This is a genomic window from Variovorax sp. AB1(2024) (assembly GCF_037482385.2).
Lineage (GTDB): Bacteria > Pseudomonadota > Gammaproteobacteria > Burkholderiales > Burkholderiaceae_C > Variovorax.
In genome coordinates, this window is sequence record NZ_JBBHKP020000001.1 from 2,393,785 (window position 1) to 2,406,850 (window position 13,066).

At 69.4% G+C, this 13,066-nt stretch carries 11 protein-coding genes; 4 read left to right on the plus strand and 7 right to left on the minus strand.

The window, feature by feature from the left end:
- The first annotated feature begins 32 nt into the window (after nt 1–32).
- The gene (gene opgC / locus WIX39_RS11175; protein WP_106935329.1) at nt 33–1,175 is read left to right on the plus strand and encodes an OpgC domain-containing protein; all 1,143 of its coding nucleotides are present in this window, start codon (nt 33–35) and stop codon (nt 1,173–1,175) included.
- Between the two features lie 21 nt (nt 1,176–1,196).
- Here opgC and WIX39_RS11180 read toward each other — a convergent pair whose 3' ends face one another.
- The 3 genes from WIX39_RS11180 to WIX39_RS11190 all read right to left on the minus strand — a co-directional run bounded on the left by WIX39_RS11180 (nt 1,197) and on the right by WIX39_RS11190 (nt 3,423).
- Nucleotides 1,197–1,928, minus strand: a complete 732-nt coding sequence (locus WIX39_RS11180) for an SGNH/GDSL hydrolase family protein (protein WP_081265864.1) — start codon at nt 1,926–1,928, stop codon at nt 1,197–1,199.
- A gap of 99 nt (nt 1,929–2,027) precedes the next feature.
- Nucleotides 2,028–2,798, minus strand: a complete 771-nt coding sequence (locus WIX39_RS11185; protein ID WP_081265832.1) for an anti-sigma factor — start codon at nt 2,796–2,798, stop codon at nt 2,028–2,030.
- Nucleotides 2,799–2,829: 31 nt separating this feature from the next.
- Nucleotides 2,830–3,423 carry an RNA polymerase sigma factor gene (locus WIX39_RS11190; RefSeq protein WP_106935328.1) on the minus strand — a complete coding sequence of 198 codons (594 nt, stop codon included), beginning with the start codon at nt 3,421–3,423 and terminating at the stop codon, nt 2,830–2,832.
- Nucleotides 3,424–3,587: 164 nt separating this feature from the next.
- On the opposite strand from WIX39_RS11190, the gene WIX39_RS11195 reads away from it, so the two are divergent.
- Genes WIX39_RS11195 through WIX39_RS11205 form a run of 3 tightly spaced genes read left to right on the plus strand, consistent with a single transcriptional unit; the run spans nt 3,588 to nt 6,306 of the window.
- Nucleotides 3,588–4,124 (plus strand): hypothetical protein, encoded by a 537-nt coding sequence (locus tag WIX39_RS11195; RefSeq protein WP_106935327.1) that lies wholly within the window; start codon nt 3,588–3,590, stop codon nt 4,122–4,124.
- An 8-nt stretch (nt 4,125–4,132) separates the two neighbouring features.
- A complete protein-coding gene (locus WIX39_RS11200; protein WP_106935326.1) occupies nt 4,133–5,443 on the plus strand; it encodes a hypothetical protein in 1,311 nt (436 codons plus the stop codon).
- A gap of 23 nt (nt 5,444–5,466) precedes the next feature.
- Nucleotides 5,467–6,306: a hypothetical protein gene (locus tag WIX39_RS11205; RefSeq protein WP_155742378.1), complete on the plus strand. Its 840-nt coding sequence runs from the start codon at nt 5,467–5,469 to the stop codon at nt 6,304–6,306.
- A 22-nt stretch (nt 6,307–6,328) separates the two neighbouring features.
- Here WIX39_RS11205 and WIX39_RS11210 read toward each other — a convergent pair whose 3' ends face one another.
- From WIX39_RS11210 to WIX39_RS11225, 4 genes are all read right to left on the minus strand, one after another.
- Nucleotides 6,329–7,762 carry an efflux transporter outer membrane subunit gene (locus WIX39_RS11210; RefSeq protein WP_106935325.1) on the minus strand — a complete coding sequence of 478 codons (1,434 nt, stop codon included), beginning with the start codon at nt 7,760–7,762 and terminating at the stop codon, nt 6,329–6,331.
- The gene (locus WIX39_RS11215) at nt 7,762–10,932 is read right to left on the minus strand and encodes an efflux RND transporter permease subunit (RefSeq protein ID WP_106935324.1); all 3,171 of its coding nucleotides are present in this window, start codon (nt 10,930–10,932) and stop codon (nt 7,762–7,764) included. Before WIX39_RS11215 ends, WIX39_RS11210 begins: the two co-directional genes overlap by 1 nt.
- 9 nt (nt 10,933–10,941) lie before the next feature.
- Complete coding sequence (locus WIX39_RS11220) at nt 10,942–12,192, minus strand: efflux RND transporter periplasmic adaptor subunit (protein WP_106935323.1); 1,251 nt, start codon at nt 12,190–12,192, stop codon at nt 10,942–10,944.
- 197 nt (nt 12,193–12,389) lie between these two features.
- Nucleotides 12,390–13,049, minus strand: coding sequence for a hypothetical protein (locus tag WIX39_RS11225; protein WP_081265840.1), 660 nt, complete (start codon nt 13,047–13,049; stop codon nt 12,390–12,392).
- Nucleotides 13,050–13,066: the final 17 nt, after the last annotated feature.

Sequence of the window (13,066 nt, forward strand, 5' to 3'; positions counted from 1 at the left end):
GCGGACCGCCACCAAGACCTCGCCGCCGACCGATGAAACGCTACTGGGAAATAGACGCCTTGCGCGGGCTGATGCTCGTGCTGATGACCGTCACCCACCTGCCCACGCGACTGACCGACCCGCTGGGTCAGCCTTTCGGCTTCGTTTCAGCCGCCGAGGGCTTCGTGCTGCTGTCGGCTTTCGTGGCCGGGCTGGTGTACAGCCGCATCGGCTATGCGCGCGGCGTGGACTCGATGCGCCAGGCCTTCTGGCGCCGCGTGCTCAAGGTCTACCTGTGCCAGGCGGCGATCCTGCTGTTTCTGTTCACCGTGATCGCGGCGCTTGGGCTGCACATCGACCAGCCGGCGGTGAAGAACCTGGTGTCCTACTACCTCGCGGAGCCGCGCGAGGGCTTCATCTACGGCCTGCTGCTGATCTATGAGCCGGCGCTGCTCGACATCCTGCCGATGTACATCTTTTTCATGCTCATGAGCCCGTGGGTGCTGGCCTTTGCCATGCGCCACGGCTGGTCGTGGGTGATGGCGGTGAGCGCGACCGTGTGGGCCGCGGCGCAGTTCGGCCTGAGCGAATGGGTCTACGGGCTGGCCGTGCACTACCTCGGCGTGCCGGTGCCGTTCCACGAGATGGGCGCGTTCAACACCTACGCGTGGCAGTTCCTGTGGTTCGCCGGCCTGTGCATCGGCGCCACCCGCAACGGGCCGGGCGCGAAGCCTTTGAACTTTCCGGTGTGGGTGCTGCTGCTGGCGGCCGGCATAGCGCTCTACGGCCTGTACTGGCGCCACCACGGCATCAACGGGCAGGCGCCGTTCGGTGGCGACGTGGAGCTGAACCTGCTGTTCGACAAGTGGCAGCTCGGCCCGCTGCGGCTGGTGAACCTGGTGGCGCTGGGCATCCTGGCGGTGCGCTTCGGGCCGTGGCTCATGCGCCGCATCCCGCGGCTGCACTGGCTGGAAGCGATGGGCTCGGCGTCGCTGCCGGTGTTCTGCGCGCACCTCGTGGCGGTGCTGCTGGTGCTGGCCTTCTACGGCGACAGCCAGACCGCGCGGCCCTGGTGGGGCGACGGCCTGCTGCTGCTGGCGGTGTTCTCGGGGATGTACTGCGTGGCGCGCTTCACGCGCGGGGCCGACGTGCCGCCGCCGGCGGACGACGTGCCGACGGAGCCGGCACGGGCCTGAGGCCTCTGACCTGGGGGCGAGTCAAGGATTCGGCAAATGCGGCGCGATCACCGAATGCCATAGCCGGTAGCCCTCGTCCGTCATGTGCAGCTTGTCGCTGCGGAACAGCTCCATGCGCGGGCGGCCGTCGGCGCCGAGCATGGGCGTGTAGATGTCGATGTATTCGCTGTTGGGCAGCAGGTTGAGGTAGGCCGAGATCACGTGATTGGTCTCGCGGATCTGCGGCAGCAGATGTTCGCGCGAGGGGCTGGGCTTGACCGAGACGAAGCTGATGCGCGTGTCGGGCAGTTCGGCGCGCACCGCGTTGGCAAAGCGCGCGAAGCTGTCGAGCACCTGCAGCGGCGTGCGGCCCTCGGCCAGGTCGTTGTCGCCGGCGTAGACCACCACCTGGCGCGGCTTGTAGCGCACCACGAGGTCGCGCGCGAACAGGCTGCAGTCGTTCAGCGTGGAGCCGCCGAAGCCGCGGTTCACGACACCGCCGGGCACGCGGGCGAAATCTTGCGAGAGGCGGGTCCACATGCGCACCGTGGAGCTGCCGACGAACACCACGCCGCCGGGGGCGGGAAAGCGCTCCTGGTCGGCCCGTGCGAATGCCGCGAGCTCGTTGTGCCAGCGCTCCTTGGCGGCCAGGTAGTCGCGCGCGGAGGCGGCCTCGGCTGCGGCCGTCTCGGATTCCTGGGGAAAGAATGCGGGCTGGGCTTGGGCGGCGAGTGCCGCCGTCAGCAGGGCGACCGCGGCGAGCGCGGTTTTCATCGAAGGCATCGGAAGGACGGGAAGAAGTACGAAGGGCGGGCGGGGTTTTCTACCACGACGCCCCAGGGCCCGCGGCCGTTGACAGGCAAGCCGCCCGGCCTAGATGGTTTTCTCGATCAGCGCGCCCTTGAACACGACCGGTCCCTTCGGCCCGCTGCCCGGCGGCACGCCGCCCTTGGCTTCGAGCGTGACGGCCAGCGTGGGCACGGCATGCACGTCGGACTCCGACGCGGCAAGGCGCAGGCCCGGCGCGTTGTCGAGCACGCCCAGCGAGCGCGGCGCGCCGCCAGGCGGCAGGGCCCAGAGCTGCAGCGACTTGTCGTCGCTCTCCTTGAAACCGCCCACGCGCTGCAGCACCAGCTGCTTCTTCTTGGGGTCGAAGGTCACGAGCATCGAGGCCGCGTCCTTGTCGTCGTTCAGCACGGCCACGTACTGCACCGCGGGGGCGTTGTGCAGCTGGTCGCGCAGGTTGAGGCCGACCGTCACGGCCAGCACCGTGGCCAGCGCGCCGGCCGCCGTGGCGCCGCGCCAGAGCGCGAGGCTGCGCAGCCAGCCGCCCTGTCGCGGCTGCCGGGACCTGTCGTCGTCGCGCGCATTGGCGGCGTCGCGCTGGCGTTCGATGGCGATCTTGGCCTGCTCGGCGTCGATCATGTTGCGGATGCGGGTCCACACCGCGGGGTCGGGCACGACGGAGGGCTGCAGCTCGGTCATGCTGGCGAGCCGGCCTTGCCAGACCAGCGCCGCAGCGCGCACCGGCGCCTGCTCGCGGGCCAGGGCCTCGAAGCGGCGGCGGGCGCCTCCGCGCAGGGTGCCGAGGGCATGGCTCGCGGCCAGCAGCTCGAGCAATTCGGGATGTGCGATGAGATTCATGGGAGGACCGCCTTCGTCGTCGTCATCGCGTTCATGCAAAGCGTCCCATGCAGACGCGCAGTTTCTCCAGCCCGCGCCGGATCCATGTCTTGACCGTGCCCAGCGGCAGCTTGAGCTGCTCGGCCAGTTCGCCGTGGCTCATTTCGCGCAGGTAGGCCAGGCTGACCACCTCGCGCTGCCGGCCCTCGAGCTGGCTGAGGCACTGGTGCAGCGCCCATGCCTGTTCGCTGGCATCGGCGGTATCCGCCGGGTTGGGCGCGTCCGATTCGAGTGTGTCGGCCATCAGCTCGTCGAATTCCTGGGTGAGCTGGGCGCGGTCGGTGGTGCGCCGGCGCAACAGGTCGAGCGCCCGGCTGCGAACGATCAGGCCCAGCCATGCCAGCGGCGGGCTGAGCGAGGAGCGATAGTCGCCCGCGACTCGCCAGACAGTCAGAAAGGCTTCCTGGAGAACGTCCTCGGCCCACTCGCGTTGCCGCACGACGCGCATCGCCAGGCCCATGAGCTTGGGCGAGGTGCGGTCGTAGAGCAGGCGCAGGGCGGCTTCGTCGCGATGGCCGATCCGGTCGATCAGCGCCATCAGTTCGGCGTCGGGGCTGGGTACTGTCATCCAACGATTGTCGGGCATGGGGGCGCATGCCTGATATACGGGCGGTTCCCCGGGTCGGATTCAGACGGAAGGCCGCTGGCCTGTCGGCCGTCTGAACGCAAGCGTTCGAAACTTTTGTGTGCTTGTGTGACCGTATACTGCCCCCGAAAAATCGAGGGACCGCACACGGTCGGGGAAGAGAAATGAAGCAAATCGCGATCGTCGCGGCGCTCTGCGTGGGCGCGTGGTACTTCTTCGTCGGCGGCCGCAAGCTCGACGAGTCGATGGTGCACGACTACTACCGCAAGGAAGCCCATGCCATCTACTCGCGCGACGCAGACCTGCTGTGCAAGCAGCTCAGCCGCAAGGCGCGGATCGAAAGCAGGACCACGGTGATGGGCCACACGGTCGAGCGCTCCCATGACCGCGACGAGGCCTGCAAGGCGACCCGCGAGGCTTTCGAGACCTTCAGGCTGGCCGGCGAAAAGATGGGCGGCATCCTCACCATCGAGTACGACTACGACCTCGGCGACATCCAGGTGGCCTCCGACCGCAGGAGCGCCGTCGTCAAGGGCACCAGCGTGCTGAAGATGGGTGAAACGGTGCTGCAGTACAGGAGCAGCTTCACCCAGCGACTGGAGCGCGAGATGGGCCAGATGCGCCTCGTGCATGCCGAAGAGGCCACCGTGATGCGGATGGGCGGCGCCGGCACCATGACGCAGAGCGACTTCTTCAAATAGGCACAGCCATGATCATCCGAGATGTGTTGCCGCCGCCGCCGCCGTTCTGGCACCGGCTCAACAGTTTCTTCGCCTTTCCGTTCCAGCTGCGCCCGCTGGCCTACGGCCTGCTGCTGTCTTTCTGCAGCCTGCTGTTCGAGGGCGTGTTCTTCCTGCCCGACGCGCTGGCGCTGGTCATCATCGAGATCGGCATCATGCTGGCGGCCAGCCGCTACAGCTTCAAGATCATCGCGCTGGGTGCGCGCGGCATCCGCGATTCGGCCGACTTCGGGCGCGAGTCGAGCGACGAGTGGACCTACCTGCCGTGGAAGCTCTTCGCCATCACGATGGTGCAGGCCTTCCTGATCGGCTGGCTCGGCTGGTACTCGCCCATCCTCGGCACGGCGGGGCTGTTCGTCATGTCCTTCACCTTTCCGGCGGCGGTGATCGTGCTGGTGCAGTCGGGCAGCTTCTTCCAGGCCATGAACCCCGGCCACGTGATGGACACGATGCGCATCATCGGCTGGCCGTATGCGCTGCTGTGCTTCTTCCTTTTCCTGCTGAGTTCGGGCGCGCAGGTGGCGCTGGCGCTGGTGCTGCCGATGTTCGACGGGCGCATCGTGCTGCCGATCGCCAACTTCGCATTCATCTATTTCGGCTGGGTCATGGCGAGCCTGCTGGGCTACGTGATGTTCCAGCACCACGACGCCTTCGGCTTCGATGCCGCGCCGGGCAGCGAGCTGGACGGCGGCGCCCCGGCCGACCGCCGCACGCCGGAGCAGGTCGCCGCGCAGCGCACCGACGCCGAGGTGGCGCAGCTGATCACCGAGGGCGACCTGGCCACCGCGCTGGGCACCGCCTACGAAGCGCAGCGCACGGCAGCGTCGGACGACCTTGCCGCGCAGCGCCGCTACCACCGCGTGCTGGCCATGATGCCGGAGAAGAAGGACACCATGCTCGACCAGGCGCGGCGCTTCATTCCGCTGCTGATGCGTCGCGACATGGCTTCCGAGGCGCTCAAGGTCTTCAAGGTTTGCCGCGAGCGCGAGAAGACCTTTTCGCTCGACGACCCCGCCATGGTGATCGCGATGGCGCGCGCCGAATGGCGCAACGGCGACGCGCACGCCACGCTGGCGCTGCTGTCGGGCTTCGACAAGCGCTTCCGCGGCCACGAGGCGATTCCGCAGGCGTATGAACTGGCGGTCCGCGCGCTGGTGCAGGGGCTGGGCCGCGCCGACATGGCGCAGCCCATCCTCACGACGATGGAGGCGCGCTACCCGAACAGCGAGCAGACGCAGGAAGTGCGCTGGCTGCTGCGGCCCACGCCGGCCGCGCAATAAGAGAGAAAAACCAGAGAGGACCAATGAGAAGGAAAGAAGAAAAGACGTCCGCGCGCGCCGCGGCGATGCGACCCGTGGCACTGGGCGCCGCGTTGTTGCTCAGCGCCTGCGTGACCACCCAGCCGCCGCTGGCCGCGAAGCTGCCGCAGGAAGCGGCCGTTGCGGCGCCAGCGCTCGGCAGCTATGCGGCAGCCGACGGCTTCGTGCCCGTGGGCAAGACGCAAGTGCGCCTGCGCGGCAAGTCGTACCCCGAGGGCTTCGACCAGCTTCGGGTGGTGCGCCGCGACCATACGGGCGGCGCGGTGGCGGCGCAGGTTGCAATCAGCGTGCTGGCATCGGCCGTGGCAGGAGGCACCGTCGTCGGAGCGCAGGGCTTCTCCAAGGACGACCTGTCGGGCGACCCGGTCTCGGAACTGGCGGGGCAGGCATGGGCCGGCAACCCCGGCATGAAGGAATTGCCGGAGGCGCTCGGCGATATCGCCACCCGTGTCTATGCCGCCCGGGCGTGGAAAGAGCTGCAGCGCGGCCGCAGTGAAACCGGATGGACGCGCGAGGACATGGAGTCCGCGGCCAGGCTGCCGGCCGTGGCCGACGCGCCGGTCAACCCCGGCCCTTGGCGCCTGATCTACGAGAACCTGTCGGGTACCGACGAGCTGTACCGCCTGCAATTCCGCGCGGGGCTGGCACTGGCGAGCCCGCGCTTCGGACTTCCGCCCATGCCGGCCAACTGCTTCTATCAGTCCGAACCGGTGGCCTGGACCGCATGGAAGGCCGACAACTGGCAGCGCCTTCGCGAAGAGCGCGCCAAGGCCGTCGACCAGTGCGTCAGCACGCTCGCGCAGACCCGCGCCGACCTGTGGTGAAGGCGGCCGCTCAGGCCTCCCGTCAACTCTCTTCCCAGCCGCCGCCCAGCGTCTTGTAGATCGTCAGCCGGTTGGTCTGCTCCGTGAGCTGCAGGCCGATCAGCGTCTGCTGCGCGGCGTAGAAGGCACGCTGCGCGTCGAGCACGTCGAGGTAGCTGCTGGCGCCGCTCCTGAACAGCGACTGCGACAGCTCGAAGCTGCGCGAGGTGGCGTCCAGCAGCGAACGCTGCGCGTCGAGCCGCTCGGCCAGCGTGCGGCGTTCGGCCAATGCGTCGGCCACTTCGCGGAAGGCGGTCTGCACCGTCTTCTCGTAGGTGGCGATCTGGATCTTCTGCTGCGCCTCGGCCACCCGAAGGTTGGCGCGGTTGGCGCCGCCGTCGAAGATCGGCACGCTGATCGAGGGCGCGAAGCTCCAGGCCTTGCTGCCGCCCGCGAACAGGCCCGACAGCGTGCTGCTCGCCGTGCCCGCCGACGCGGTGAGCGCGATGCGCGGGAAGAACGCCGCACGCGCGGCGCCGATGTCGGCATTGCTCGCGCGCAGGGCGTGCTCGGCGGCGCGTACATCCGGGCGCCGCTGCAGCACGCTTGAGGGCAGGCCCGGCGGCGGCACCAGCAGCTGTGCGGCGGTGGCCGGTGCCGCGGTGTCCGAAGCGGGCGCCGCAGGCAGCAGGTCGGCCGGCGGCATCGCGCCGACCAGCAGCGCGAGCGCGTTGCGGTCCTGCTCGACCTGGCTGTCGAACGCCGCCGCGTCGGCGCGCGCGGCGTCCACCGTGCTGCGCGCCTGCGCCAGCGCCAGGCCCGATTGCGCGCCCAGTTGGTGGCTGCGCTCCACCAGGTCGAAAGACTTGCGCTGGCTCTCCAGCGTGTTGCGCGCGAGCAGCAGGCGCTGCTCGTCGGCCGCCAGTTGCAGCCATGCGGTCGCGACCGATGCGACCAGGCTGATCTGCGTGCTGCGCCGTGTCTCCTCGGTCTGGAAGTAGCTCTGCAGCGCCGATTCGCCGAGGTTGCGCACGCGGCCGAACAAATCGATCTCGTAGCTGGTGAGGCCGAGGTCGGCGCTGTACTGCGAGCCGATGCGCGCCTCGCCGCTGGTCGACAGGCTGCCCGGCGTGCGCGAGCGGCTGCCGCTGGCGCCGGCTTCCACGGTGGGGAACAGGCCGGCGCGCGCAATGCCGTACTGCGCCCGCGCGCGCTCGATGTTGAGCGCCGCCACGCGCAGGTCTCGGTTGTTGGCGAGCGCAAGCTCGATGGTGCCGCGCAGCCGGGGCTCGACGAAGAAGCTGCGCCAGCCCACGTCGATCGGCGTCGGCGCCTCGACACCGGAAGAGGGCAGTGCCTGCGGCACCGGCGATGCGGGCGCGGTGTATTCGGGCGCGAGGTTGACGCAGCCCGCGAGCACGGCCGAGGCCATGGCCGAGAGGGCCAGCGAGCGCAGGGGGAATGCGCGCTTCGTCATCAGTGGCCTCCCTGTTCAGCCGTGGTACCGGCAACGGTTTCCTGCGCGGGCCTGGCCTTGCGCCGGCCCTCCAGCCAGCCGCGGATCAGCGCGAAGAACAGCGGCACGAAGAAGATGCCCAGCGCGGTGCCCACCACCATGCCGCCCAGCACCGCGGTGCCGATCGACTGGCGGCCACCCGCGCCCGCGCCGGTGCCGATGGCCAGCGGCAGCACGCCGAAGCCGAAGGCCAGCGAGGTCATGAGGATGGGCCGCAGCCGCAGGCGCACCGCCTGCAGCGTGGCCTCGACCACGCCCTTGCCCTGCTCCTGCAGCTGCTTGGCGAACTCCACGATCAGGATCGCGTTCTTCGACGACAGCCCCACCGTGGTCAGCAGGCCGACCTGGAAGTACACGTCGTTGCTCAGCCCGCGCAGGCTGGTGAACAGCAGCGCCCCCACGATGCCCAGCGGCACCACCAGGATCACCGAGAACGGCACCGACCAGCTTTCGTACAGCGCGGCCAGGCACAGGAACACGAACAGGATCGAGATGGCGTAGAGCAGCGGCGCCTGCGCGCCCGAAAGCCGCTCCTGCAGCGACGCGCCGGTCCACTCGTAGCCGATGCCGGGCGGCATCTGCTTCATCACCGCGTCCACCGCGGCCATGGCGTCGCCCGAGCTCACGCCCGGCGCCGCGTCGCCCACGAACTCGTAGCTCGGGCTGCCGTTGTAGCGCTGCAGCTGCGGCGAGCCGTAGCTCCAGCGCGAGCTGGAGAACGACGGGAACGGCACCATCTGGCCCAGGCTGTTGCGCACGCTCCAGCGGTCGATGTCGGCGGGCAGCATGCGGAAGTCGGTGTCGCCCTGCATGTACACGCGCTTGACGCGGCCCTTGTCGAGGAAGTCGTTGATGTAGGTGCCGCCCATGGCGCTCGACAGCGTGCTGTCGATGTCCGACGTGGCCAGGCTCAGCGCGCCGGCGCGCGCGTCGTCGATGTCCACCGCGAACTCGGGCGTGTCGTCCAGGTTGTTGCTGCGCACGTTGGCGACTTCGGGCCGCTGGCCCAGCAGCTCGATGGCCTGGTCGCGCGCCTTCACCAGCGCCTCGTGGCCCAGGCCGTTGATGTCCTTCAGGTGGAAGTTGAAGCCCGCGTTGGCGCCCAGCCCGCGCACCGCCGGCGGCAGCAGCACGAAGACGCGCGCATCGCGCACCGTCGACAGGTCCTTGTTGGCGCGCCGCGCCAGCTCGGCCGCCGACTGGCCCGCGCCGGTGCGCTCGGACCAGTCCTTGAGCTTGACGAAGGCGCGCGCCGAGCTCTGGTCGCCGTTCTGCCCCGTGATGACGTTCACGCTCAGCACCTCGGCCTGCTTGCCGAAGTACTGCTGCACCTGCTCGACCACCGGCTGCAGCCGCGCATTCGAGGCGCCCGGCGGCAGGGTCACCTGCACCTGCAGGAAGGCCTGGTCTTCGTCGGGCAGGAACGAGGTGGGCAGGCGTATGAACAGCAGCGCCATCACGCCCGCGATCAGCAGGTACACCACCAGGCTGCGCTTGCCGCGCCGCACGATGCCGCCGACGATGCCTTCGTAGCGGTCCGCGCTCCTGTCGAAGCCGCGGTTGAAGGCCGCGAAGAAGCGGTCAAGCCGCCCCAGCAGCCCGCGGCGCGGCACCGCATGTTCGCCCTTGTGCACCGGCTTGAGCAGGGTGGCGCACAGCGCCGGCGTGAGCGTGAGCGCCACGAACACCGACAGCGCCATCGCCGAGACGATGGTGATCGAGAACTGCCGGTAGATGACCCCGGTTGAGCCGCCGAAGAAAGCCATCGGAATGAACACCGCCGACAGCACCAGCGCAATGCCCACCAGCGCGGGCGTGATCTCGGCCATCGACTTGCGCGTGGCCTCCTTGGGCGAGAGCCCTTCCTCGTGCATCACGCGCTCGACGTTCTCCACCACCACGATGGCGTCGTCCACCAGCAGGCCGATGGCCAGCACCATGCCGAACATGGTAAGCGTGTTGATCGAATAGCCCGCCAGCGACAGCACGCCGAAGGTGCCCAGCAGCACCACCGGCACCGCAATGGCCGGAATGAGCGTGGCGCGCAGGTTCTGCAGGAACACGTACATCACCAGCACCACCAGCAGCATGGCCTCCAGCAGCGCCTTGACCACCTCGTCGATGGAGGCGCTCACGAAGGGCGTGGTGTCGTAGCTCACGAAGGTCTGCAGCTGGTTGGGGAAGAGCGGCTTGAGCTCCTCGATCCTGGCCTTCACCGCCTCGGCCACCTGCACCGCGTTGGCGCCGTCGGCCAGCACCACGCCCAGGCCCGCGCCGGGGCGCCCGCCGAGCTGCGAGCGCACGGTGAGGTTCTCCGCGCCCAGTTCCACGCGCGCCACGTCTTTCAGGCGGACCACGGCGCCGTCGGGCGTGGAGCGCAGCACCACGTTCTCGAACTGCTCGGCTGTCTGCAGCTTGCTGCGCGCGGTGATGGTGGCGTTGAGCTGCTGCCCGGCGGCCGCGGGCAGCGCGCCCAGCTGGCCGGCCGAGACCTGCGCGTTCTGCGCGGTGATGGCGGCGCTCACGTCGGAGGGAATGAGCGCATATTTGCGCAGCTTGTCGGGGTCGAGCCACAGGCGCATGGCGTAGCCGGTGCCCAGCGTCTGCACCTCGCCCACGCCGTCGATGCGGCTGATCACGTCCACCAGGTTGCTGGAGATGTAGTCGCCCACGTCCACCGCCGAGGCGCTGCCGTCGCCGGAGTACATCGACACGATCATCAGGAAGTCGTTGCCGCCCTTGGTGACGGTGACGCCGCGGCTCTGCACCTGCTGCGGCAGGCGCGACATGGCCTGCTGCAGCTTGTTCTGCACCTGCATCTGGGCCACGTCGATGTTGGTGCCGGCGTCGAAGGTGAGCGACAGCCGCGCCACGCCCGACGAGTTGCTGGTCGCCTGCATGTAGAGCAGGTTGTCCAGGCCCTTCATCTGCTGCTCGATGACTTGCGTGACCGAGTCCTCGACCGTCTTGGCCGAGGCGCCGGTGTAGGTGGCGTTGATGGACACGCGCGGCGGCGCGATGTCGGGGTACTGCTCCAGCGGCAGCGTGCGGATGGCCATCAGGCCCGCGAGCATGACGACGATGGAAAGCACCCACGCGAAGATGGGCCGGTCGATGAAAAACTGAGCCATGGCCGGACCTCAGCGCGCCACGGGGTCGGATGCCGCGTCGGCGGCGTCGGGCTGCGCGCTTGCCACGGGGCCGGATGCCGGGCTGGCGGCCTTGGCGCCGAGCTCGACCACCTTCACCTTGTCGCCCACCTTCACCCGCTGCGAGCCCTCGGTCATCACGCGGTCGCCCGCGGCCAAGCCTTCGAGCACCTGCCAGCGCGTGCCGACCGCGCGGCCGACCTGGATGGAGCGTTTGGCGACCTTGTTCTCCGCATCGACCACCAGTGCCGACGCGCTGCCGTCGGGCGCGCGCGTCACCGCCTGCTGGGGCACCAGCAGCGCGGTGGCGTCGGTGCCCTCCTGCAGCACGGCGCGCACGTACATGCCGGGCATCAGCAGCTTGTCGGGGTTGGGCACCACCGCGCGCAGGGTGACGCTGCCGGTGCCGGCATCGACCGTGACGCCGCTGAAGGTGAGGCGGCCGGCATGCGGGTACTTGCTGCCGTCTTCCAGCACCAGCTGGATGCGGGCCTCGGCGTCGCTCGCGCGCTGCAGGCGGCCGCTGGCGAGTTCGCGTTTCAGCCGCAGCAGCTCGCTGCTCGATTGCGTGACGTGCACATGCATCGGGTCGAGCTGCTGCACCGTGGTCAGCACCGCCGTCTGGTTGGCCGTGACCAGCGCGCCGGGCGTGACCGTCGACAGCTCGGCCCAGCCGGTGATCGGCGAGGTGATGCGCGTGTAGCCGAGCTGGATGCGCGCGGTCTGCTCGGCGGCGCGGGCCACGCCGAGGTCGGCCTCGGCCTGCTGCTCGGTGGCCTGGGATTCGTCGAACACCTGCCGGCTGATGGCGTCGATCTTCACCAGCTCGGCATTGCGGCGCGCCACGGTGCGCGCGGTGGCCAGTGCCGACTCGGCCTTGCGCACGCTGGCCTGCGCGCTGGCGTATGCCGCCTGCAGCGGTGCCGGGTCGAGCTGGTAGAGCACCTGGCCGGCCTTGACCTGCGAGCCTTCGGTGAAGAGCCGCTCCTTGAGGATGCCGCCGACCTGCGGCCGGATCTCCGCGATGACCGGCGCGGCGGTGCGGCCGGGCAGCTCGGTGCTCTGCGCCAGCGTCTCGTGCTTGAGGGTGACGGTGCCGACTTCCTTTTCCGGTGCGGCGGCGGCCTTCGCGGTGGCGCTCGCGCCCTTGTCGGTGCGTGAGCAGCCGGCGATCGTTGCGAGCGCGCAGACCGCGGCGATGGTCATGAGCAACGGGAAACGGGAGTTTTTGCAGGCGTGCATGGCGCAGGGGAAGTGACGGAGGTCCCAAATGGAGCGGGCACGCGCTTGCGAGTTCAATGCAACGCGCGGCCGCGAGCGAGCTTTACAGAGCGGCGATGCAAGTGCGGTGCCACCGGCGGGCAGGCGAGGACACACAAGGCCTTTCGGCGCCGAGGGGCTTGTCGCGGCTGTTGCCGATGCGGCGCGCGCTGCCGCTGTCAGGCTAGGCCGAATTCCTTGCGGCGGTCGAACACGAAGACCCGGTCCCGGCCCCAGCCCGCCGACCAGCCGCCGCGCCACAGCCGGTAGTCGGCCTCGGTGGCGTCCGGCGCGCCGGGTGGCGCGCACAGCGGCCAGAGCACCCAGTGCAGGATCGGGTACGAAGTCTCCAGCCGATAGAGCGGCTCGACCAGGAAGTGGTAGGCGTCCTGCCCGGCTTCGCCCGTCTCGCGAAGGGCCATCTCGCCGAGCGCGTCGTGCAGTTCGATGAAGGGGCTGTCGGCCTCCGAGAAGGCCTTGAGCAGCGTCGTCGCGCTGGTGTCGAGCACTTCGATGGGGCCGTTCGCATCGGGCACATCGAGGCCCATGGGCTCGACCAGCGCCAGGCCGTCGCGCAGCAGTTGCACGGCCTCGTCGGGGCCGATGGCGCGCGCCGGCGTCGACTGGTATTGCTGCAGCCGCGCGAGCATTTCCTCATGGCGCGGAAAGACCGAGAAGGCCCGGCGGCGCGCCTCGGCGTCGAGGCTGGCGAACTCGAATTGCAGCCGGAGATCTTCGTCGACGTTCTCGGGCGGTTCTTTGTCATCGGGGCCCAGCGCGGCGTCGAATACGTCGTGCCAGTGGCGCTGCCAGGCCTTGTGATGGGTCGGTTGGGGCATCGTCGGTTTTCCCTTTT

Excerpts from the sequence above, each read along its gene's own strand:
- WIX39_RS11225 (WP_081265840.1), bottom strand. The coding sequence starts at position 13,049 with ATGCCCCAACCGACCCATCACAAGGCCTGGCAGCGCCACTGGCACGAC.
- opgC (WP_106935329.1), top strand. The coding sequence starts at position 33 with ATGAAACGCTACTGGGAAATAGACGCCTTGCGCGGGCTGATGCTCGTG.
- WIX39_RS11190 (WP_106935328.1), bottom strand. The coding sequence starts at position 3,423 with ATGCCCGACAATCGTTGGATGACAGTACCCAGCCCCGACGCCGAACTG.
- WIX39_RS11185 (WP_081265832.1), bottom strand. The coding sequence starts at position 2,798 with ATGAATCTCATCGCACATCCCGAATTGCTCGAGCTGCTGGCCGCGAGC.
- WIX39_RS11195 (WP_106935327.1), top strand. The coding sequence starts at position 3,588 with ATGAAGCAAATCGCGATCGTCGCGGCGCTCTGCGTGGGCGCGTGGTAC.
- WIX39_RS11220 (WP_106935323.1), bottom strand. The coding sequence starts at position 12,192 with ATGCACGCCTGCAAAAACTCCCGTTTCCCGTTGCTCATGACCATCGCC.
- WIX39_RS11210 (WP_106935325.1), bottom strand. The coding sequence starts at position 7,762 with ATGACGAAGCGCGCATTCCCCCTGCGCTCGCTGGCCCTCTCGGCCATG.
- WIX39_RS11180 (WP_081265864.1), bottom strand. The coding sequence starts at position 1,928 with ATGAAAACCGCGCTCGCCGCGGTCGCCCTGCTGACGGCGGCACTCGCC.
- WIX39_RS11200 (WP_106935326.1), top strand. The coding sequence starts at position 4,133 with ATGATCATCCGAGATGTGTTGCCGCCGCCGCCGCCGTTCTGGCACCGG.
- WIX39_RS11215 (WP_106935324.1), bottom strand. The coding sequence starts at position 10,932 with ATGGCTCAGTTTTTCATCGACCGGCCCATCTTCGCGTGGGTGCTTTCC.
- WIX39_RS11205 (WP_155742378.1), top strand. The coding sequence starts at position 5,467 with ATGAGAAGGAAAGAAGAAAAGACGTCCGCGCGCGCCGCGGCGATGCGA.